This is a genomic window from Bacillus sp. RC252 (assembly GCF_044909215.1).
Lineage (GTDB): Bacteria > Bacillota > Bacilli > Bacillales > Bacillaceae_G > Bacillus_A > Bacillus_A mycoides.
This window is the reverse complement of sequence record NZ_JBIYDV010000001.1, coordinates 37,875-59,522: the sequence shown is the minus strand read 5'-3', so window position 1 is coordinate 59,522 and position 21,648 is coordinate 37,875. Positions and strand designations below refer to the sequence as shown.

At 35.7% G+C, this 21,648-nt stretch carries 24 protein-coding genes and 3 pseudogenes; 15 read left to right on the top strand and 12 right to left on the bottom strand.

Features of this window, described 5'->3' with window-relative positions:
• Positions 1-2 precede the first annotated feature (2 nt).
• The 5 genes and pseudogenes from ABH960_RS00345 to glpX all read right to left on the bottom strand — a co-directional run bounded on the left by ABH960_RS00345 (position 3) and on the right by glpX (position 3,390).
• Positions 3-500 carry a cytoplasmic protein gene (locus tag ABH960_RS00345; RefSeq protein WP_404441901.1) on the bottom strand — a complete coding sequence of 166 codons (498 nt, stop codon included), beginning with the start codon at positions 498-500 and terminating at the stop codon, positions 3-5.
• Between the two features lie 189 nt (positions 501-689).
• Positions 690-1,769: an RNA-guided endonuclease InsQ/TnpB family protein gene (locus tag ABH960_RS00340; RefSeq protein ID WP_404441899.1), complete on the bottom strand. Its 1,080-nt coding sequence runs from the start codon at positions 1,767-1,769 to the stop codon at positions 690-692.
• A gap of 30 nt (positions 1,770-1,799) precedes the next feature.
• A pseudogene (locus tag ABH960_RS00335) lies at positions 1,800-1,972 on the bottom strand (transposase); the annotation flags it as partial.
• 163 nt (positions 1,973-2,135) lie between these two features.
• Positions 2,136-2,402, bottom strand: coding sequence for a DUF3055 domain-containing protein (locus ABH960_RS00330; RefSeq protein WP_002034592.1), 267 nt, complete (start codon positions 2,400-2,402; stop codon positions 2,136-2,138).
• 16 nt (positions 2,403-2,418) lie between these two features.
• Positions 2,419-3,390 carry a class II fructose-bisphosphatase gene (glpX, locus tag ABH960_RS00325; RefSeq protein WP_002068074.1) on the bottom strand — a complete coding sequence of 324 codons (972 nt, stop codon included), beginning with the start codon at positions 3,388-3,390 and terminating at the stop codon, positions 2,419-2,421.
• A 147-nt stretch (positions 3,391-3,537) separates the two neighbouring features.
• Here glpX and ABH960_RS00320 point away from each other — a divergent pair, with 147 nt between their 5' ends.
• The 4 genes from ABH960_RS00320 to ABH960_RS00305 all read left to right on the top strand — a co-directional run bounded on the left by ABH960_RS00320 (position 3,538) and on the right by ABH960_RS00305 (position 6,205).
• Positions 3,538-3,978, top strand: coding sequence for a DUF86 domain-containing protein (locus ABH960_RS00320; protein WP_002015910.1), 441 nt, complete (start codon positions 3,538-3,540; stop codon positions 3,976-3,978).
• A gap of 78 nt (positions 3,979-4,056) precedes the next feature.
• Positions 4,057-4,689, top strand: a complete 633-nt coding sequence (locus ABH960_RS00315) for a helix-turn-helix transcriptional regulator (protein ID WP_002139296.1) — start codon at positions 4,057-4,059, stop codon at positions 4,687-4,689.
• A gap of 107 nt (positions 4,690-4,796) precedes the next feature.
• Complete coding sequence (locus ABH960_RS00310; protein ID WP_002034595.1) at positions 4,797-5,561, top strand: TIGR01457 family HAD-type hydrolase; 765 nt, start codon at positions 4,797-4,799, stop codon at positions 5,559-5,561.
• A gap of 113 nt (positions 5,562-5,674) precedes the next feature.
• Complete coding sequence (locus ABH960_RS00305) at positions 5,675-6,205, top strand: hypothetical protein (protein WP_016102217.1); 531 nt, start codon at positions 5,675-5,677, stop codon at positions 6,203-6,205.
• 32 nt (positions 6,206-6,237) lie between these two features.
• Here ABH960_RS00305 and ABH960_RS00300 read toward each other — a convergent pair whose 3' ends face one another.
• On the bottom strand, positions 6,238-6,819 hold the full coding sequence (locus tag ABH960_RS00300) for an NAD(P)H-dependent oxidoreductase (protein ID WP_404441895.1): 582 nt from the start codon (positions 6,817-6,819) through the stop codon (positions 6,238-6,240).
• 286 nt (positions 6,820-7,105) lie between these two features.
• On the opposite strand from ABH960_RS00300, the pseudogene ABH960_RS00295 reads away from it, so the two are divergent.
• The 3 genes and pseudogenes from ABH960_RS00295 to ABH960_RS00285 all read left to right on the top strand — a co-directional run bounded on the left by ABH960_RS00295 (position 7,106) and on the right by ABH960_RS00285 (position 11,452).
• Positions 7,106-7,894: pseudogene (locus tag ABH960_RS00295) on the top strand (ABC transporter ATP-binding protein).
• On the top strand, positions 7,878-10,451 hold the full coding sequence (locus ABH960_RS00290) for an FtsX-like permease family protein (RefSeq protein WP_404441893.1): 2,574 nt from the start codon (positions 7,878-7,880) through the stop codon (positions 10,449-10,451). Before ABH960_RS00295 ends, ABH960_RS00290 begins: the two are co-directional and overlap by 17 nt.
• A gap of 521 nt (positions 10,452-10,972) precedes the next feature.
• On the top strand, positions 10,973-11,452 hold the full coding sequence (locus ABH960_RS00285; RefSeq protein ID WP_003192160.1) for a GNAT family N-acetyltransferase: 480 nt from the start codon (positions 10,973-10,975) through the stop codon (positions 11,450-11,452).
• Between the two features lie 19 nt (positions 11,453-11,471).
• Here the strand turns inward: ABH960_RS00285 and ABH960_RS00280 are convergent, their stop codons facing one another.
• A complete protein-coding gene (locus ABH960_RS00280) occupies positions 11,472-11,963 on the bottom strand; it encodes a phosphatidylglycerophosphatase A family protein (RefSeq protein WP_002015902.1) in 492 nt (163 codons plus the stop codon).
• Between the two features lie 120 nt (positions 11,964-12,083).
• Between ABH960_RS00280 and yutH the strand changes: the two genes are divergently transcribed.
• Entirely contained in the window at positions 12,084-13,085 is a 1,002-nt protein-coding gene (gene yutH / locus ABH960_RS00275; protein WP_002089339.1) for a spore coat putative kinase YutH, read from the top strand.
• A gap of 59 nt (positions 13,086-13,144) precedes the next feature.
• Here the strand turns inward: yutH and ABH960_RS00270 are convergent, their stop codons facing one another.
• The gene (locus ABH960_RS00270) at positions 13,145-13,360 is read right to left on the bottom strand and encodes a hypothetical protein (protein ID WP_001137788.1); all 216 of its coding nucleotides are present in this window, start codon (positions 13,358-13,360) and stop codon (positions 13,145-13,147) included.
• Positions 13,361-13,795: 435 nt separating this feature from the next.
• On the bottom strand, positions 13,796-14,032 hold the full coding sequence (locus ABH960_RS00265; RefSeq protein WP_000431159.1) for a NifU family protein: 237 nt from the start codon (positions 14,030-14,032) through the stop codon (positions 13,796-13,798).
• A 206-nt stretch (positions 14,033-14,238) separates the two neighbouring features.
• On the opposite strand from ABH960_RS00265, the gene ABH960_RS00260 reads away from it, so the two are divergent.
• The 5 genes from ABH960_RS00260 (at position 14,239) to ABH960_RS00240 (ending at position 17,766) form a co-directional block, all read left to right on the top strand.
• Positions 14,239-14,547, top strand: coding sequence for a YuzD family protein (locus ABH960_RS00260; protein WP_000248590.1), 309 nt, complete (start codon positions 14,239-14,241; stop codon positions 14,545-14,547).
• A 52-nt stretch (positions 14,548-14,599) separates the two neighbouring features.
• Complete coding sequence (locus ABH960_RS00255) at positions 14,600-15,394, top strand: nucleotidyltransferase domain-containing protein (RefSeq protein WP_404441889.1); 795 nt, start codon at positions 14,600-14,602, stop codon at positions 15,392-15,394.
• 98 nt (positions 15,395-15,492) lie between these two features.
• The gene (locus ABH960_RS00250) at positions 15,493-16,170 is read left to right on the top strand and encodes a CPBP family intramembrane glutamic endopeptidase (RefSeq protein ID WP_404441887.1); all 678 of its coding nucleotides are present in this window, start codon (positions 15,493-15,495) and stop codon (positions 16,168-16,170) included.
• A gap of 113 nt (positions 16,171-16,283) precedes the next feature.
• On the top strand, positions 16,284-16,952 hold the full coding sequence (locus ABH960_RS00245) for a hypothetical protein (protein ID WP_404441885.1): 669 nt from the start codon (positions 16,284-16,286) through the stop codon (positions 16,950-16,952).
• A 10-nt stretch (positions 16,953-16,962) separates the two neighbouring features.
• Complete coding sequence (locus tag ABH960_RS00240; protein ID WP_404441883.1) at positions 16,963-17,766, top strand: leucine-rich repeat domain-containing protein; 804 nt, start codon at positions 16,963-16,965, stop codon at positions 17,764-17,766.
• Positions 17,767-17,768: 2 nt separating this feature from the next.
• On the opposite strand, the pseudogene ABH960_RS00235 reads toward ABH960_RS00240, so the two are convergent.
• Positions 17,769-18,044: pseudogene (locus ABH960_RS00235) on the bottom strand (DUF4304 domain-containing protein); the annotation flags it as partial.
• 491 nt (positions 18,045-18,535) lie between these two features.
• Between ABH960_RS00235 and ABH960_RS00230 the strand changes: the two are divergent.
• Positions 18,536-19,309: a DUF2628 domain-containing protein gene (locus ABH960_RS00230; protein WP_404441881.1), complete on the top strand. Its 774-nt coding sequence runs from the start codon at positions 18,536-18,538 to the stop codon at positions 19,307-19,309.
• A gap of 281 nt (positions 19,310-19,590) precedes the next feature.
• On the top strand, positions 19,591-19,932 hold the full coding sequence (gene phnA, locus ABH960_RS00225) for an alkylphosphonate utilization operon protein PhnA (protein WP_404441879.1): 342 nt from the start codon (positions 19,591-19,593) through the stop codon (positions 19,930-19,932).
• 50 nt (positions 19,933-19,982) lie between these two features.
• Here the strand turns inward: phnA and ABH960_RS00220 are convergent, their stop codons facing one another.
• Complete coding sequence (locus tag ABH960_RS00220) at positions 19,983-20,777, bottom strand: ABC transporter permease (RefSeq protein WP_002191065.1); 795 nt, start codon at positions 20,775-20,777, stop codon at positions 19,983-19,985.
• Complete coding sequence (locus tag ABH960_RS00215; protein ID WP_404441877.1) at positions 20,761-21,420, bottom strand: ABC transporter ATP-binding protein; 660 nt, start codon at positions 21,418-21,420, stop codon at positions 20,761-20,763. Before ABH960_RS00215 ends, ABH960_RS00220 begins: the two co-directional genes overlap by 17 nt.
• Positions 21,421-21,648: the final 228 nt, after the last annotated feature.

The window sequence follows — 21,648 nt, the reverse complement described above, 5'->3', positions numbered from 1 at the left end:
CCTTACAAACAAATTGAAATGTAATCACCTTCAGAAAGAGTTTTGTTTGGTTTCATTTGTTGTCCGTTCAATTGGATATGCCCATTTTTAATTTTATCCACAATGAGTGCACGGCTCCAATCTGAAATATATGTGGATAACACTTTATCAATCCGGTGGGAACCGAAAACTATGTCTAATACGATCGTTATTTCGGCTATACCACTTTCTTTGTATTGTGTAATGGAAATGGTAGTACTTGTTTCCGTTTGTTCTTGCTGAGTCATATCGACAGTTTCGACGTGATCAGTAAATGATTTATAAATATGAAGTTTTTGATTCCACGTATGATCTTTCGGACATTTATAAATTGCAAATCGGTATATGTTCTTTCCGTTTGCGTTATGTCTGCGAATGTTCGTGTCAGTAAATAGGGTAGTGAGTCTGCAATTTTTACAATACTTTTCGATTGTTGCTAGTTCGTTTTCATATAAACTCCAAGAAAGTTGTACTTTCTGCATTTTCCTTCACTTCTTATATTAGTGGCAAAGGAACTTGAGACTCCCACGACTAAAGTCGCAAGCCCGAATCCTTACGGAGTTACGGGTGGGATTCTTGAATGACTAAGCGTTCGCAGTCCATTTCTGTTTTGAACAGCCTTCAAGGTGAGGGCATCTCATTGCCCCTCCTAAACCAGACCATATAGGTGCTTAGGCTGATTGACTATTACCATCAATCACAGTTGCGTAGCGAATATTCATCGCTCCAACGATATCGCGATGTGTCTCAAATCCACATTGACACTTGTATTTTCTATCCCGCGCCTTGTTCTTTTCAGAACATTTGGGACAACTTTGACTTGTATAAGCTGGATTCACATATTCAACCTGAATACCAGCTAGCATTGCTTTATACGAAATAAATTGTGACAAACGATAGAATGACCAAGTGTGTAGGTTTTTTTCGTTTTTACGGCTTGTTCTTGCCGTCTGTCTTATATTCGTTAGTTGTTCTAATCGAATGACAGAAATATGATTATCCACCGCAAAATCAATGATTTCACGACTTATTTTGTGGTCTTTATCTTGCATCCATCTCTGCTCTTTATCATCTAATCGTCGAATAGCATTCAATTTTTTGTCTTTTCCTAACTTCTTACGGACACTACGAAACTTACGCTTCTTATATTTGTTGTGTCTACCATTTCCAAAGAAACGAACCTTATCATCATCTGTGATTGCTACCGCAGGGACTTTGAGGCCTAGGTCTATCCCTAAAACTTTTGTTCCTACTCTTTCATTTGTAGGAAGTGTGACAGATATTTGGGCCATCCACTTATTCGATTTCTTTATGATACGAAGTGTACCTAACTTATGCTTTAACAAATCCAAATTGCGATTGTTTTTATCGATTAATAAAGCGCGTATCTTTAAACGAGTTGACTTTCCATGTATCATCAAAGGGACTGAAATATAATTGTAATCAAATGAATAATTTTGATTGTTCCATACGCAAACAGGCCTCTTTAGAATCGGAATAATTTTATAATTGCTTTTCTTTACTTTTGTAGCAAACAAACTTTTCGCGTCTTTAATCGCTTGATTCTTCACCGCACTTGGGATATTCGCTTCAATATCTTTTGTGCTTTTCTTCGTACTTTTCTTTGCTTCAACCATTTCTGATACAAGTGTATTTATAACTTTAATATATTCGTGGCTACTTTGTTCCAATAAACGGATTTGTTCTTTTGTTGGAATCAATTTCACTTTCACTGTTAGGGTCTGTGACATACATTTCATCCCCTTGTTTTTTGATTTCCATCATCGTTCATTTGATACATTTCTAGCAATAAAAACAAAATAAGAACGTGTCCATAAACTTTGCAACTGCATACGATGAGGAGCTTCTTCTCTCAAACGATTTGATGCCACTTTTTTATTTTTAGGACTAAGTGTTGGAGTATATTTAAAAACAAATGAATGTGTTTATTATCGTAATTACTTATTTATGGAAAATTACAAAAGGAATAAGCCCGAAGAAACTACATATACTTTGACGTTCCCTCTATCTATTCTTAATTATAACACAGAGGTTGGAAAATTCTGAATAACAACAATGAAAAAGCACCAGCTAACATAGCTGGTGCTCCAGATAAATTATATAAGTTCAAATAAAAATGAGCGTAATTCTTCTGCATTTTCTTCAGACATCGAAAATGCATGCTCTAAGTAGCCTTGTTCGTTTAAATCGTCAGGACCGATGATAGCAAATTTGTTGCTTTGCATATCAAGGACTATCGTTTTACCGTAATGACGATCGGAGTATAAAAGCGCTAAATCATGACGCTCATTTTCCCCCAAAAAGCTAACGAAACGAGTTTTTGTAGCGACTGTATCGTCGTACAGAAAGAAACGTTCTTCCATACACATGGCTCCTTTATTAAATATCTAAGTTTAAGTGTGGTTTATGATCTAAATGGTGATGCGTTTTAATGAATCGTACCGTTCTTGTTTTGTAACGCATAACGATAGAATATGTTTCAGCTAAATCTCCGCCAAGGAATTTCACGCCGTCTAATAATTCACCAGCAGATACACCTGTTGCTGAGAAGATTGCGTCATCACCAGCTACTAAGTCATCTAACATAAGAAGTTGACGAGGATCTTCTAATCCCATTTCACGACAACGAGCTTCTTCTTCTTCGTTCATTGGAACTAAGCGAGCTTGCATTTCACCTTCAAGGCATTTTAATGCTGCTGCAGAAATAACGCCTTCTGGAGCTCCGCCTACACCTACGAATAAGTCGATACCCGTTCCAGGTAAAGCTGTAGCGATTGATGCACCAACATCTCCATCACCAAATAGTTTTACGCGTGCACCTTTTGCACGAACACGGTCAATAATATCTTGATGACGTTCACGTTCTTGGATGATAACCGTTAGGTCACGAATTTTTTTATTGTTTGCTTCTGCTACAATTTCAATTGTTTTTTCAATTGGATCATCTAAGCTAATTTTACCAGCTGCTTTTGGACCAACCGCGATTTTTTCCATGTACATATCCGGAGCATGAAGAAGGTTTCCTTTATCTGCGATTGCGATAACTGCCATTGCATTTGCAAGGCCTTTCGCAACGATGTTTGTACCTTCTAATGGGTCAACAGCGATATCTACTTCTGGACCGTTACCTGTTCCTAGTTCTTCACCAATATACAACATCGGTGCTTCATCAAGTTCTCCTTCACCGATTACAACTGTACCTGCCATGTTTACTGAATCGAACATATCACGCATAGCTGTAGTTGCTGCATCATCTGCTTCATTTTTCTTTCCGCGGCCCATCCACTGTGCGGATGCTAAGGCTGCTGCTTCTGTTACACGGACAATTTCTAGTGCGAGTTCACGTTCCAAGGTTGCATTCCTCCAATTTCAAAAATCATACAAATATAACTATAACAAATAACGAGGAAAAGGTGAATTCGAAAAATTGTCGATTTTTTCAGAAGAAAGCGTTACAATTAAAATGTAAATGCTTTAATTTCCAGGTAGGTGACATTCATGTACTTCGTAGACAGAAAAAAAATAGAACAAATGCTAGTATGTTTAGAACGAGCAACAAATACATTTCAAGAGAAAAAGACATATGAAACCGAGTTTGAATTTTACGCATTAGAGCGCATGGCGCATCTTATTATCGATTGTATATTAGATGTAGGGAATGCGATGATTGATGGATTTATTATGCGCGATCCAGGAAGTTACGAAGATATTATTGATATTTTAATGGACGAGAGAGTTATAAGTGGAGAAGAGGGAGCGCATATTAAAGAAATTATTCTTCTTCGAAAAATGCTTACGCAAGATTATATTCAAATGAATCATGATGAATTATATAAGACGATTCAAAAACATATCGCCGTGGTAGAGAAATACCCAGCGAATATTCACAGTTATTTAGAAAAGGAATTAGGACCTGTATCTGCATTTGTACCAGAATAATTGTGCTTATAAGATCCCCGGGAATTCCTTTGGGGATCTTATATTGTATAGGAGAAAGAAAAGGGAGAAGGGTGAGCTATGGGGGAAGCACGTACTACGAGAGAAGAGATTGTACAATTACTGAAGATAAAAGGAGAGCATACTGTAGCAGAATTAGCCGAAGCTTTAGAAATTACAGAGATGGCGATTCGTCGACATTTAAGTAAACTAGAAAATGATGAGCTAATCTATTCAAAGATGGTAAGACAGCATGTCGGACGACCAACATATTTGTATGGATTAAGTCAAAAGGGAGAAGATACATTCCCGAAAGAATATAAGCAATTTGCTATTGATATGCTAGAAGATTTGGCTCGAATGGGCGATGAAAAAATGCTGCGTCACGTCTTGCAAGCGAGAACGAAACGAATGGAAGAACAGTTGCAAAAGAGGATAAGTAATCAAAGCAATTTAGCGTATAAAGTTCAAGAAGTAGCTGCTATGCAAGAGAGAAACGGTTATATGGTTCAAATAAAGCGAGATGGGGAGCATTCTTTCATATTTGAAAAGCAAAACTGTCCGTTAAAGGAAATTGCAGAGAGATTCCCGCAAGTGTGTGAAGATGAAAAAGATATGTATAAGCGGTTATTTGCAGATGCAAATGTGAAGACGTTAGCAAACATGTGCGTGGGCGATTGTAATTGTTCGTACCAAATAAAAGAGAAAAAATGAACGTTATGGGACGCTTTAAGGTAAAGCGTTTTTTTCTTTTGAAAAAGGGGTTAATATAAGAGTGGTATGATAGATATGAACGTTAGCATAGAAGGAGAGACAAACAGATGTATAAAGGCTATTTAATTGACTTAGACGGTACAATGTATCGCGGTGAAGAGCAAATTGAAGAAGCAAGCGACTTCGTAAAAGCGTTAGGAGAGCGCGGTATTCCATATTTATTCGTTACAAATAACTCAACTCGTAAACCAGAACAAGTTGCAGAAAAGCTTGTTCGTTTCGATATTCCAGCGAAAGCGGAGCAAATATTCACAACGAGTATGGCTACAGCGAACTTTATTTATGAGCGCAAACAAGATGCAACTGTATATATGATTGGTGAAGAGGGATTACACGCTGCTCTTGTGGAAAAAGGATTTGAAATTGTGGATGAAAATCCTGATTTCGTCGTTGTTGGTTTAGATCGTGATATCACATATGAAAAATTAGCGAAAGCGTGCCTTGCTGTGCGTAACGGTGCAACGTTTATTTCAACAAATGGGGATATTGCAATTCCAACTGAGCGCGGATTATTACCAGGTAACGGTTCATTAACATCAGTTGTTGCAGTATCAACAGGTGTGGACCCAATCTTTATTGGTAAACCAGAATCAATCATTATGGAACAAGCGTTAAAAGTGCTTGGCATAGGAAAAGAAGAAGCTTTAATGGTTGGGGATAACTACGATACAGATATTTTAGCGGGGATAAATGCTAGTATGCATACCCTTCTTGTCCACACTGGAGTAACAACTGTGGACAAGTTAACAGAATATGAAGTACAACCGACGCAAGTTGTGCACAACTTGACGGAGTGGATTGAGAAGATGTAATGAAAGGCAGGTAACCGGAAGAGGTTGCCTGTTTTTTTATGCACAATTGCATATGTACTATAGGGATTTAAAATGTAAAATTTATATGTAATGATGTGAAGGGGAAAATAAGAGTGTACTGGATGTCATGTATTATGTTTGTTTTTACATTATGTGTTTTGTTCTTTGTTCTATGGAAGATATATAAAATAAATGAAATGAAAAAAAGCGCGGGAAAACTTATTGCAACATATCCTCGGGTGAAACGACGTTGGATTGCCTTACTTGGACCGGTGTATTTCATCGGGCAATGTATGTATATATATGCTCAGTACGTAAGTGGCGATATTGATACAGTTGAACAGTTTCTCGTTCAGTCAGGTAGTTATGCTGTAGCAAGTTGTTTTATGATTTTAATAGCGATCAATCTTATTAAAAGTGTACAAATATATGAAAAAGGTGTAATAGACGGATTGAACTATTATTCATACGAAGAATTAAAAGGCTATAAAACATCAACATGGGAAAATCCAAAAGGAAATATATTTTTATATCGCGGGCGAGAAAAAATGAATGATAATGTGAATTTACTTATTAGACAGGAAGATATGAATGAATTAGAAAGCATTCTTCAAAGATATATTCCGAAATTGATGATGAAATAAAAACTCCGGTTGTTATAACCGGAGTTTTTTTATTAAAACGCACGATTCACTACGTCTTTAACTTCTTCAAGATATTGTTTACGCACAGCATTATCCACAGAAGGAACACTTGTATAGAATGTATGCTCAAATGTTTCAATGCCTGTAAATTCAAAAATACCAACATCAGTTGTTTTTTTCATTGCATCAAACATACCGCCTGCTGTGTATACTTCTTTCGAATTTCCCATCGTAGATAATAACAATCCTTTTTTACTGCTTAATAACTTTTCAATACCATTTTCACCGTAAGCATAAGCGAAGCCATGGCTAAATACACGGTCAACGTATCCTTTTAAAATAGCAGGAAGTCCCGCCCACCAAACTGGATAAATAAATGTAATGCTATCAGCCCAAGAGATATGCTCTTGTTCTTCTTTAATATCTTCTGGTGTATTTCCTTTGGAAAATGAGATGAAATCGGAAGCGCCTAATACTGGATTGAAGTTTAATTCGTATAAATTACGAACGCGTACTTGATGACCTTTTTCTTCTAATTCACTTTTTACAGTTTCTAAAATAGCATGGTTGAAGCTTTCTGTATTCGGGTGTGCATAAACGAGCACATGTTTCATTGTTCTTCCTCCTAATTGTGGATATGTGAATAGTTTTTATATATTCGTGTAACTATTATGGTTACTTCCGTTGCGAGAGTCAACTTTTCTGACGTGAGAAATAAAGTGAAATTTTAATCGGTGGGGGGTGTCCATCCCGCACTGATTATTTGCTCACACTAATCGGGCACTTACTGCCGGTTAATATAAATGTTAGTATGTGACAAAAAAATACAAAATAGTAAGGATTTTGCATTTTCGAATAGAATATATAGATTGGTAAATAGAGAGAAAAGGGGATATCGGGATGAATATTATTGAAATTGAAGGGTTAGAAAAATCGTTTGATATTGGGGATAGTAAAGTAAAGATCTTAAAAGATATTAATGTTCAAATTCAAAAAGGTGACTTTGTTTGTATTATGGGGGCAAGTGGATCGGGTAAAACGACTTTACTTCAGCTGTTAGGTGGATTAGATATTCCATCGGTAGGTAGTATTCGAGTTGATGGTACGGAGATTTCAACATTAAAAGAAAAAGAGCTCGCTTTATTTAGAAGGCATAAAATCGGTTTTATTTTTCAGCAGTTTAATTTAATTCCAGTGTTTAATGCGGAGGAAAATGTAGGGTTGCCTTTACTATTAGATAATGTTTCGTAAAAGAAGGCAACGGTGACAGCAAATCGTTTATTAGAGCTCGTTGGATTGAAAGGAAAAGAAAAGCATTTACCAGCACAGTTATCAGGTGGGCAACAGCAAAGGGTTGCGATAGCAAGAGCTTTTGCAAATGAGCCGGCTATTATATTAGCTGATGAACCAACAGGGGCGTTAGATTCAGAAAACAGCAAAAATATTATTGCGGTACTTCGCAATGCATGTGATGAATTAGGACAAACAGCTGTCATTGTAACGCACGAACCATTCGTAGCGGCTCATGCTGATAAAGTCGTTTTCTTATTAGATGGTGAGGTGATTCATGAGCATGCTGAAAGTAAAGGATGGAAATTTCGAAATATCCCGCAACAAGTTACTCAAATTCAAGAGATTATGAATCGTCACTTTAAAGTAGGAGGTAAAGGTGATGCGATGGGTAATTAAGTATGCGGTAAAATCGATGAAACAAAATTGGTTGCGAAATATGTTGATTGCTCTCGGTGCAGCATTAGGTGTTATGTTAGCGACGATGTTATTGCTAGGCAATCAATCAGTAGAGCAAAGTGTGAAGGAACAAGTAGTAAGTCGGTATGGAGATTATAATTTACAATTTGGCTATATAAAAAATGATATGTATTTAAATAATGAGAGTTTAAAAGGAATAGATGGCTTAGAAAATGCTGAAAAAATATCAAAAGCACTTATACCGTATCCTTTTCCACATTATAAAGAATTATCGGGAAAGCCATCTTATTGGGGTGTTGAGCAAGATTCTCCAGAAATGCATTCTTATAAAATATTAGAAGGACGATATCCGAAAGAAGGTGCTGAAGTAGCACTGACAAAGGGGTATACAGATCGTGAAAATATACGGGTAGGAGATACGATTAAACTGCCATTCCCGCAGCATGGTGAAAAGGCTGTGAAAGTTGTCGGTATTTTAAATCCACCGTTAATGGCGTCAATGGGTCATAGTGCTTATTTTCCAATCCATTGGCTTCAAAAAGAATTAAATTTACCAAATCAATTCAATCTCGTTCAAGTGAAAGTACAAGATATAAATGTGAAAAAAGCAATTGCTTTTGATGTACATAAAAAGATTGAAAATATAAAGGTGGACCAACGTACTTATGTAGATAAGGCATTTGAACGACTAAATGTAATGAAGCCATTAATTTTTAGTTTAGGTGGTATTGCCTTATTTGTTGTAGCCCTTTTAATAATGGGAAGTTTTTTCTTATCTGTCAGAAGTCGATTTAAGCAATGGGCATTATTACGTGCACTTGGTAGTAATCCAAATCAAATTATATTAGTCGTTTTATTAGAGGCTTTATGTATTGGGGCAATCGGATCACTAGCAGGAGTTATTCTTGGAGCAGGTACGCAAACACTCGCAGCATCATTTATTAATAAATGGGTGAATATTGAGGGTGCAGGGAAAGAATCATTCTCGATTTCAGGCGAGATTTTACTCATTACGTTTTTACCAGGAATTGTTATGTCTATTATAGGGGCTATTATACCAGCCTTCATGGTTAGAAAGATTCCACCAGTTCAAGCGCTTAGGCCAGGTCTTCCTAGTGATGAGAAAAAAGAAAAGAGATGGAGTGCTTTTAGTGGTAGCATTCTAATCATTGGTACTGTTATTGGACTAACGGGTAACGTATTAGAGCGGTATATCGGTTTTAATCCAAGTGCGATAGGTGCGCTGTTATTTGCGGTCGGTTTGTTATTTGCGATTCCGTTGTTTATTCGGATGATAGCACCAGTGATTGCAAAACCACTTCAAATGATATTACGAATTGAAACGACGATTAGCAGCCGGAATGTAATTCGTTATCGAAATAAGGCAGCTGTATCGGTTGCTATACTAGCATTTGGTTTTATGTTAGCACTTGTTGGAACGATGTATATAAACTCTATTTACGAAGGCATGAAAGATGGGTTACAAAAACATTTACCAGCTGATTTAGTAATAAGAATTCCAATAGAGTCGCAAAGTACTGAAGTATTACCATTTAGTTGGATGGAGAAGGTTAAAAAAATTGATGGTGTAGAAGAGAGCGTAGCAAATGTTACTGACTTTACAGCGAAGCTTATAAATTATGATTTTAAAAAAGCGGATCAAGAGTGGTATGAAAATGTGAGGAAAGATGATTTTGAATATGATGTGATAGAAGTTGTGGGGAATGATATTGTTGCTTATCAAAAAGTAACAAAAGCGAAAGTGATTACAGGACAAGATTTAAATAAGCCATTACAAGATGGTGAGGGAGTCGTTACGAAGAGAACTGCTAAAACATTAGGGATTCAGTTGCATGATACGATTGAAGTACAAGGAAAAGGGAAAGAAAAACAAACGATTAAAGTCGTTTCGATTATTGAGCAAGGATTAAGGGGAAGAGGATTAGACATTTTCGTAAATGAACAATGGGTTCGTGATAAGTTTCACGTGCAAGGATATGAAGCAATTCAAGTTATGACAAATTCTAATCAATCATTTGAAGAGATTAAGAAGCAAGTAAAACAAATTACAAATAATAAAGAGAACGTAGAAGTTATTAATAGCCATGATTTATTAAAAGAACAGGAGCAGTTATTATCGCAAATGATGATGTTAATTCGCTTGTTAGTTGTAATTGTTTTCATTATTTCTGGTATAGGGTTAATGAATGCGATTGTCTCAAGTTTACATGAAAGACGTGCTGAAATTAGTATGATTCGTGCGGTAGGAGCTATTCCGAAGCAAATGAGACGGATTGTTTTATTAGAGGGCACTTTACTTGGAGCGATAGCTGGTTGTATTGGGGTTTTAGGTGGAATTGTATTTAGTTATATTGTGTTATCAAGCTTAGAGTTAACGGTTATTATCATTCCGTATAATCAAGTTTTAATATTGGCACTAGCTAGCATTATACTCGGAGCAGGAGCAGCAATGATTGCTTCATTACAATTAAGAAAGTTTAAATTGAGTGATACTTTAAAGGAGTTATCAGCATAAAAGATTATTATATCCCGCTCATACAAAGTACAAAGAAGACGAATAAAATGATAACAATACCGATACCAAAGTTAAATACAAGAGTACTATCCATATATGTAACCTCCTTGTTTGAAAGTAAAAAGCACTCTGGCTGGAGTGCTTTTTATTATCCGAAAATGTCGCAACGAACGCCGCAACATATAGAAAGGGAATAATGCGTTTAAAGAGTTATATTAATTTATGCATTAATTTTGTAAATGAGCAGGTCCTGCTCAGGTATAGAAAAAAGACACTCTTTCGAGTGTCTTTCATGATGACAAAACGTGCCAATTGCTTGAGTTTGATAAGACGTTAATTTTCCGGTTAACAGTCTTTCTTAATCAAGAAGTGTAACAACAGCGATTCAAATAAATTTTAGCATTTTTTAAAGGGGTGTGCGTATGTAACTATGCATATTACGATTAGAGGAGAATCAAGTTTGGAAAATGAATGAGTAAATACATATAGATTAGTAGAGTATTTGATAAGGAGCGAGATGAATGGATATACATAAGTTAACAGAAGAAGAAGCGAAAGAAATAAATACGTGGAAGTATGAAAATCCCTATATGTTATATAGCTTTTCGGGAGATGCTGAAGTAATAGAAGAGTTGCTAGATGGAACGTATTACGGTTGTTGCGGAGAGAATGGAGAATTCATCGGCTATTTTTGTTTTGGAGAAAATGCACAAGTGCCAGGGGGAAGAGATGCTAATTTATATAGGGGAGAAGATGTAGTAGATATTGGGCTTGGAATGAAGCCGGAGTTAACAGGGAAAGGGATGGGGGAAATATTTTTTCAAGCGGGAATAGCATTTGCTACTGAGGAATTGAATTCGAAAATGTTTCGACTGAGTGTAGCGACATTCAATAAGAGAGCGATTAGGCTGTATAAAAACATTGGATTTCAAGTAGGACCTCTTTTTTTGAGCCGTGGAAGAGAGTTCATGCTTATGGAATATGAAAGGCCGTCAGTGTGAAACTGACGGCCTAGACCCCTTATTCCGAATGCTCAGCACGGTGCGCTAAACGACTTGAAGCAGCGGCAGCGATTCCGCCAACGATATCATCAAGGAATGTATGCACCTTTCCAGTTGATTTATCATTTAAGTATTCTAAAATACCTGGTTTTAATTTATCGATATATCCAAAGTTCGTGAAGCCAATTGACCCGTACACGTTAACGATTGAAAGTGCGATGACTTCATCAATTCCATATAGTCCTTCATCGCGTTTTACGATATCTTGTAACGGCTGACTTAACATTCCTTTTTCAGCAAGAACATCAAGTTCAATGCCTGTAATAAGAGCGTTTTGTACTTCTCGTTTTGATAGTACACGCTCAACGTTATAGCGACATTCTGACATCTCTAAATTTGCATGGTATTTCTTTTGAAGAAAATGAACAAGATCAGCAATATCGTCAATTGTTACACCGCGCTCTTGTAATAGTTGTAATGCTCTTTCTTGTAGTTGATTTGAGTCTTTCATGTTTATCACCTTTTTTTCTTTTTAGTATTTGTATACGTTTCGTTGCTTTATCATGTGCATAGGAATGAAAGGCGAGCACAAGCTCATATATATAAAGAAAAACCATAGGTGGCGACTGCGATGATTCAGCATATTTATGAGCATTATCACATGCATGTTAAAGAATTAATCCCCCTTGGCCCCTATAAAAGCTTTTGGATTCGCAACAAAATTTATGTACTTGTTCCAATTGGAGAAATGGAGGAAGAAGTACTTGTAGAGATGAAAAAGCTCAGTGATTATATGAACCAGCAAGGGGATATAACTGTTTCGACTTTCGTTCCGACTATACACGGCTACTATGTAAGTGAGATAGAAGAAAAAAATTACTGCTTATTAAAAGGTATGCGTATGTTAGAGCGACATGCTACATCATTAGGAAGTGAGCTTTCTATATTCCATAAACGTGGCGCATTCTTTCCAGAAGAAGTTGAGCAATTAAGCCGCATTGGTGAATGGAAAGCATTATGGGAAAAAAGGCTCGACCAATTAGAAAGGTTTTGGCAATCGCAAGTGATGAACCATCCTTCAGACGTATTCGATCAATTGTTTATTGAATCCTTCCCGTATTACTTAGGAGTTGCAGAAAATGCAATTCAATATGTTGTCGATACAGAAATGGATGATACACCACAAATAACTGACGCAGCAACAATTTGCCAAGAACGATTTACACCTTTATTATGGCAGCAAACGAAGCGTTTAAAACTTCCTTTTGATTGGGTATATGATCACCCAAGTAGAGATATAGCAGAATGTATTCGCTATATGATGATAGAAAAAAAGAAAGATTGGGAGCAAACGGTAGTTCAATTCATTACAGATTATGAACGTAATTATTCGCTCTCTTCATTTGGTTGGCGCTTATTATTCGCAAGGCTTCTGTTCCCGCTTCACTACTTTGAAACGATTGAACGATATTATCAAACAGGAAACGAAGAACAAAAAGGCATATATAGAGCCCGTTTAGAAATCATTTTACATGACGTGAAGCGCACTGAGCAATTTATGAATCATTTTTACGAGTCATTTCGTTTACCTGTTGATAAGTTAGGCATTAGGAAATTAGATTGGCTGTCTTAAAATGAAAAAAGAGACCGGGTGAGGTCTCTTTTTTATATATCACAATTGTATGTAATACATTATGCCCCTACCTGTTGATCTGCACATATATTTAAAATGAATTGATGTCTTTCGATTTTTTCATTTACTTTACTCAATAATTCTTGCTGGATTTCTTTAAATAAAAATTGATAACTTGCATTCCATGTTGGTATAACGGATGAAAGGTCTAATAAATACTCTTTTTTCTTTTCTAGTTCTTGAATTGTTAAGAAAGTGTTCCCCATTCTTGGCATGTGTCGTCCCCCTATGTTTTTTTCTGTATATGTGTGAACGATTCTATAGTATTAATTATCGCACTTTTTGAGAAGGATTTCCAATTTTGTTTTATGATGTTAAAGGGGAAGTGTTATTTGAATAAAAAAAGAGACCCATTTGGGTCTCTTTCTAGGAAGCGATTCTGAACGAGCCGCTTCTGCTTTTAGATAATGTCTAGCTCCAGCGGCTAGAACAGTCGGCCATTTCGCGCCTTCCTGTGAGGCAAAAAGCGCCTCTTCGTCAGGAGCTCCAATGACCTTCTGTTCTGAACGAGCCGCTTCCGCTTTTAGATATTATCTAGCTCCAGCGGCTAAAATGTTCGGTGGCTTCGCTTCTTCCGCCGAGGCAAAAAGCGCCTCTATGTCAGAAGCTCCATCCTCCTCACATTTTGGACGAGCCGCTTCCGCTTTTAATTAAAATACTTGTTCTACTTCAATAACGCCTGGTACTTCTTCAAGTAGTGCGCGTTCGATACCAGCTTTTAGTGTGATTGTAGAACTTGGGCAGCTTCCGCAAGCACCCATAAGGCGTAATTTTACGATACCTTCTTCAATGTCTACTAATTCAACGTCTCCGCCATCGCGAAGTAAGAATGGACGTAATTTATCTAATACTTCTAATACTTGTTCTTGCATATGTGGGTTTTCCATTTTTATCGACTCCTTTCATCAGTTTTATTATAATCAAGATAGAGGGGAAAATCTATTTTTTCTGTTCTTGTTTTATTGTCGAAATTTTTTATCATGTTTACAACGTGTTTTTTCAGTATAGGGGTAGGGAATAAGTTTGTAAAATGATGTGCTTATGTACTAAGACATCTGAATATACTGTTGAAACAAGAAGCGGGGGAGAAGAAATGGTTAATGTGCAAGTGTATGGGACGAAAGTAATTTGTGCGAGCTGCGTTGGAATGCCATCTTCAACAGAAACGTTTGAGTGGTTACAAGCGGCGATTGGTCGTAAATATGAAGGACAAGAAAATAAATTTAATTTCGAGTATATTGATTTTCAAGAAGAACAAGAAGATGAAGATAAAAAAGCATTCGCAGAGCGCGTAGTGGAAGAAGATCTATTTTATCCGGTCGTTCTTGTAAATGGAGAAATTGTTGGAGAAGGAAATCCTCGTTTGAAGGATGTTTACGAAGAAATCGAGAAATATTTATAAAGCAGGAAGCCTTTGCGAATTTGCGAAGGCTTTTTTTATTGGAGGGATAGATGTGGAGAATGGAATAAAACATGCTTTACCAGAAGAAGTAAAGCAATTAATGGAGCAGTACATAGTAGAATTAAAAGAAATTTTTTCGGATGAAAAAATAGTCGGGGTATATATTTACGGATCAATCGCGCTAGGAGCATTTCATATAGAAACGAGCGATGTTGACTTTGTTACGGTAATAAGTGATTCCGTGAATGAAGCTGAAAAACAACAAATTATAGAACTGCATAAAAAAAATAGTAAAAGTACGTTAGGTAAAAGAATGGATGGTATGTATATTCCGGTTGCTGATTTAGGGAAATACAATGATGAAATGAATGAGTACGTGTATTGTGCAGATGGTAAGGCTGATATTGGTCATTGGGATATTAACGCGGTCACATGGTGGACATTGAAAAATCAAGGTATTACAGTTAGCGGGAAAGAAGTAGAAGACCTTTCCTTTCAAATAAAGTGGGACGATGTAGTAAATACAATGAAATACAACGTAGAACATTACTGGTTTGAAAAAGCGAAGCGTCCTTATTTATTTTTCATAGAAGAATGGGTAGAATCAGCTGTCGTTACGATGGGACGTATTTTATATACGTTAGATCATAAAACAATTGTTTCAAAAGATAGAGGATTACAATACATGTTGGAACTTTACTCTCATAAGTGGGAGCCTTTATTAAGGGAAGTAGAGCGAATGCGGCAGAATCCAGAAGGAAAGCGAAAGCTCTCTAGGTGGAGACGGGCTGATATGACGAAGCGGTATTTGCTGTATGTAATTGAAGAGTGTAGGGGGAAGTGGTAGGGGAAAAAACAGACGATACAGTAAATTGTATCGTCTGTTTTTGTGTTAAAATTGGTATATAATGGTTAAAAAGGTTTAATTATACTGGAGGAGATAGGATGAACACAGAATTAGCTACATATGAAGAAAAGAATATACAAATGAGTATGCTCGAAGTAATTAGCATTATAATAATTACTTTTGGGGTAATGCATGGAATGGGTTTTTTGAACTTTTTATATAACTCCTCATTATATCCATGGTATGTAGACCATCTTATTCCACCCTTCACGTTTTGTGCGATTATTGTAATGTATGCACCAGCAAAAAATTATTGTTTACAGTTAGTAAAATCACTACAGGTCAATAATTTTAAACATTATGTAACGATAGTAATGACGATGATCATACTGCTTATATATCTTGCGGTATTAAATTTAGTTTTACCACATGGGCTTAGTGTGGATGAGTCAAATATAGTAATAGAGCCTACTATAAGTGAAATCATTTTATACGTAGTTGTACTCACCATTTTTGCACCGATTTGGGAAGAACTTTTATTTCGGGGGATATTTTTCACGAAATTATCTCAGCGCTTCTCTACACTTACTAGTATTGTTATAAGTGCTTTTATATTTACTTTAGGTCATCCCCTTACTTTAGGTAGTATGTTATATATTTTTGGTATAGGTGTATGTTTAGCCTACACATATAAGAAAACAAATAATTTACTCGTTCCATGGGGAATTCATTTATTAAATAATTCATTTTTTATATTAGTAAATTTTCAAATATAAAAAGACGCCTTTTTGAAAAGGGCGTCTTTCCTATTTTGCAGTAGGTAGAAAAGGCTTTACAAGTATTATGTAGAGGAAAGATAATAGAAAAAATATGTGTATGGGGGAAGACGATGAGTAAATATAAATTACATATAGACAAAGAACAATTATGGAGAGGTTGCATCTTAAAGTCGATTGCAGATGCAATTTTTGTAGCACATGCTCCTGATTTCTCACATGAAAGTTCATGGGATGGATTTAACTATAGTATGCAAGATAGTCAAGGCGGAAGAGGGACAATTACTTTTGATTCGAAGTACACAATCGTATGTCTTCAAGATGTGAATAGTGAGAGAATTGATGAGTGGATTGATGCGGTAAATTATTTTGAAGTGGCATCTTCGGAAGTGATAGAAATTGCTAAAGAGAAAGCACTCCAATACGTATTAGAAGAGGTAGAGGGGGAAACAGTTCCTTTCATTACGACGGCATTTTGGATTGAGGATAGCGGTGCATATTCAATTGATTCATTTGAAGAGATGGAAGAGCACGGTGGATTCTTATTAGAAATTCCATTACTTGATACGGAATCTGCAATAGAAAGAGTGGAAGAAGAGTATGAACTGACAGAGGAGCAAATCGATCTTTTACAACTCGTGTATGAGAGAAAAATCAAAAATCCAAACGAGAAAATTATGTTGTCTAAAGAAGAGGTAGCGATGATTGAAACGAATGATGACGAAGGGTTGGAAGTGAGTAAGGAGTCGTTTGAAGAAATGAATATTACTTGGGCGTTGTAGGAGGGATATAATGTTTCCAATTGGTGAGCAGCCGAGGATTATAAAGGACTTGGAAAATGTTACTGCTAGTTTAGAAGAATTAGCGATTGAGGGGAAAACAAAAAATATAGAACGATTAGCATCTTTACAAGTTAAGAAGTTATGGGTTTTCGCAGTAAATCAAAAGCAATTTGAGCATATTCTTACGTACGCTCGTCCAAATATATTGTACGTTTACGAAATGAGGGTCGAGGATTTAAGTAGTCTTCAAAAATTATCTGATTTACAACAGTTGTATATGTGCTGGAATACAAAAGCGAAGACGTTATGGGATATTGCGTATAATAAAAAACTCAAATCCTTACTAATTGATGATTTTTCTAAGCTAGAAGATTTAACTGCTTTAAGTAAGTGTCCGCAACTCAATACCTTTTACATGGGTGGTGGGATAAATACAACGATGAAAGTACAAACTTTACAACCACTCGCTGCATTACAACATTTGAAAAAGCTTACTCTTATGAACTTAAAGGTTAAAGATGATTCGTTAGAACCTTTAATACAATTAAAAAATTTGCGAGAGTTAAGTTTATCTAATCAATTTAAAGTGGAAGAGTATGCAAAATTATCTGTAGCATTGCCATATACGGAATGTAAGTTTTTTAAACCTTACGTATATATGAACGATGCAATAGAAGGGAAAAATATAATGGTGATTGGGAGAAGAAGACCATTCCTTAATTCGAAAACGGATGCGGTGAAGATGCAAAAGTATGAAGAACAATTTAAAAAGTTACAAGAGGAATATAAAGCACTAGTAGAAAGCACAATGTGAAGTTACATTGCGTTTTCTACTAGTTTTTTCATATACATATCAACTTCATGAAAGAAAACCGGTTCTCTTTCTTCGTTATTAAGATACACAGCACAATGCAAGTATTGCTGTAAGTAGCGATTAGCTTGTTCGTACTGTTTTAAGTTGTAGAAAGAAAAACAAGTAAGAAGCAAAAATGCTTTTTCTTGTAATATTGGAACGACAGCTAGTACAGGAGTTATGGAATGTATAGTTTCATGTGAAACATTATGTAATAGACTATTCTTTTTGATGTATATCCCGCATTAACGGGCAGTAAGACTCTCACTTCAAAATCTGGCGAAACGAAAGGTATAATTAAACTGCCTAAAAATGTAGTTGAAGTGGATTTTATTGTATCAATTGAGGAAGTTAATGATAGATTATTCATTAGTTGTGTAAGTGGAAATATGTTTGAAATAGTAGAGAGCTAATTTGTGAAGTCTCTTAAGTCGAGATTTTAGGTTTGGTCATATTACAACAGTAGTTTATATAATAGGAGAAGGGTGTGTCAAAATGATTTTGATACATCCTTTTTTACGAATATACAAGATGTTTAACATAGTGTATTAAATGTCTTATATATGAGTATTCTAATATATTTAATAGTAAAATGGAATATAGAATGGATAATTGTCGGAATGTATTCGATTTTTGTTCATTTTTATGAAATATAACTATTTTTTGTTAGATTCCTTCTTTTTATAGATATACAATAAAGTTATATAGAAATAAGAGAAGGATGATGTACGTGAAGGGCACTGTTTTACAGGAAGCGATAGCTCCTAAAGAGTTACATAAAGTTGTGAGAAATAATACTGCATATTACGACTTTAAGTGGGGGAAAGCAAAAGATCCCGAGACGGGAAATAGTTGGAACTGGATAGCCTTTTTCTTCCCATTATTGTGGTTAGCTTATCGCAAAATGTATAAATTATTTATTATTATTGCATTAGTAGGAGTTCCTACTTTAATTACCTCTGTTTTTATAGATATCCCGATGTGGATCGATTTTATTGTTTATTTCGGAACTATGCTATTTACTGGATGGCAAGGGAATCGTTTATATTACAAGCATACAGTTCGTGTTTTACATAAGGCAAAAGAGTTATCTGATGCACAACACAATTATTACTTCCAAACAAAGGGTGGCACTCATGTTGGGATTATGCTTGGATTAAATGCGTTATTATTTGTAGTATTTGGTGCAGCTGGTTATGGGTTATCGTATTTACCGACGGAACCAAATATAAAAGATGTAGTTCGTTTAAGTGATGAAGGGATTACATTGGAAGTTTTTACTGATGATCCAAAATGGACGTATGTAAAAAAAGAAGGACGTTTTGATATAGTAGAATTTACTGGTTATGATTATGAGGAAAAAAAGGATGTAAAGGTTAAGTTCGCTGTGTATTTAGATAAACAGAGATTTGAATGGAAAGAAATTTATTTAAACGATAAAAAGTTAAATGAAGAAGAAGCAGAAGAGTATCAATTTTATATTGAAGAAAATGCCTGGTATTAATATAAATAGATAATGATGTATCGCAAAAAGAAGAGTCTAATGAAGATTCTTCTTTTTATTTATGAGAAAGGATATGTAACAAGAAGAGAAAAACATTAGTAAACAAACGCCATACTAATTGAAATTTTGTAAAATACAATAAAAAATGAGAATTTGAGGTAGGCTTGTCAATAACGTGAGACTATGGCAGTATAAAGAAATGCTATACAAATTTTATTTATCGACATGTAAAAATTCGATTTGATTTTTACGTATAAATAATGAACGGAGGAAATGAATTTATGGCTACTTTACCAAATTGTCCAAAATGTAATTCAGAATATACGTATGAGGATGGCGCTCTTTTCGTATGTCCAGAATGTGCCCATGAGTGGGGTCAAGAAGCGGAAGCTGAAAGTAATGATGGTGCAAAAGTTGTAAAAGATGCGAACGGAAACGTTCTTCAAGATGGCGATGCTGTTACTGTAATTAAAGATTTAAAAGTAAAAGGAACTTCTTCAGTTGTAAAGATTGGTACGAAAGTAAAGAGTATCCGTCTAGTTGAGGGAGATCACGATATTGATTGTAAAATCGATGGTTTCGGAGCTATGAAGTTAAAATCACAGTTCGTTAAGAAAGTGTAAGATTAGCAAAGAAAAAAGACGCTCTGTAAGTAACTTGCAGAGCGTCTTTTTTATGATTGTACTTCAACTTCTTTCAACTGGCACCGCTTATTAAAGAACGTTTTATACCCAAGCTGTAAGAAGATAATAACAGAGAAAGCTGTACTTCCAGAAATGCCAAGTATAATCGCAATTTGATATTGGATAGCTGTAAATGGTGATACACCGGATAAAATTTGTCCTGTCATCATGCCTGGAAGACTTATAATTCCCATTCCGACCATGGAATTAATTGTTGGTAAAATAGCAGAATCGAAAGCGTCCCGTATGAGCGGAGCAGCTGCTTGTTTTGGAGTTGCGCCAAGCATAAGTGCACCTTCAATATGGTCTCTTTGTGATTTCATACTGTTTAAAAAGGTGTTTGCCCCGAGGCAAATACCTGTCATAGCGTTACCGATTAGCATGCCGGCAATAGGAACGATATACTGCGGAGCATACCAAGGATCGTGTCCGATAATGACAAAGATAAATAGTAGAAGAGGGCCAATTGATCCAGCGATCATGGAGAGGGCGGCTACTCGTTTTAATTCTTTTGACATAGGAAGGTTTATTCGTTTATAAATGTTGAAAATCGCAAATGTAGTAATAGAAGTAATGAGAGCTATTGTATAAAACGGATTACTATTTTCAAATATGTATGTAAGAACATATGCGACTAGTACGAGCTGAATTGTCATACGTAATGTAGCAATTGTAATTTGTTTCTCACGCGGTATTCCTTTTAATTTCACAAGCCCGATTAAAATAAGGATGAAAATATATGCAGCTGCAAGTTGCCAAATTTGTAGTTCAATAACGCCCTTCAATTGATAGCACTTCCTTTCTAGTTGCACCGTTTGTTTTACTAATTTCAATAATATCGTCTGCGATTTCTTCTGGAAGTTGTTGCGAGTGCGTGATGAAGATAACTGTTTTTTTCTTTTCTTTTGCCAGTAGAGTGAATTGTTTCATAACGCGGCGTTCTGTGTCACCATCTAGTGCCGAAGTTGGTTCATCTAATAAATAGACGGGCGGATCCATTAGTATAATACGAGCGAAAGCAAGTCTTTGTTTTTCGCCACCTGATAAAGAAGAGGCGTTATCTTCTAATTTTTTATCTAGGCTAACAGTCGTTAATGCGCCTTGCAGGGCATCGTCATTTGGAAATGGCTTTTCAGAAAATCGAAGTCCCATTAATAAATTATCTTTAATTGTTCCATCAAAAATAGGCGGAGTTTGTCCGAGCATGACAACTTCACGGCGTAATTGAATGGGAGGATAATCTAAAATAGATTTTCCGTTATATTCAATTGTGCCAGATGTGGGTGATTGTAAATCGTTTAACATGCGAAGTAATGTGCTTTTACCACTACCACTTTCACCGATAATACAAGTTGTTTTTTCTTTTTGAATCTGTAAATAAGGAATGTGTAGAATATCTTTATATGTGATGTCTTTTAATATAAACATAAATTGCTCCTTTCTGATTCTAGTTATATCGTATCAAAAAGAGAGAAAAATAGAAAAATAAAGTCTCTTTAGAAGGAACATCTTTTTTCTTTGTTTTAAAACTTTGCGAGTGGCAGGAAAAGGCACTGACTGATCCTATGCATAGCCAGTCCCTTTCGACCATTTAAAAAAATGCTTTTTTGTCGGTTTTTCATAGAATGACTGAGTAGTTACAAAAAATGAATAGAA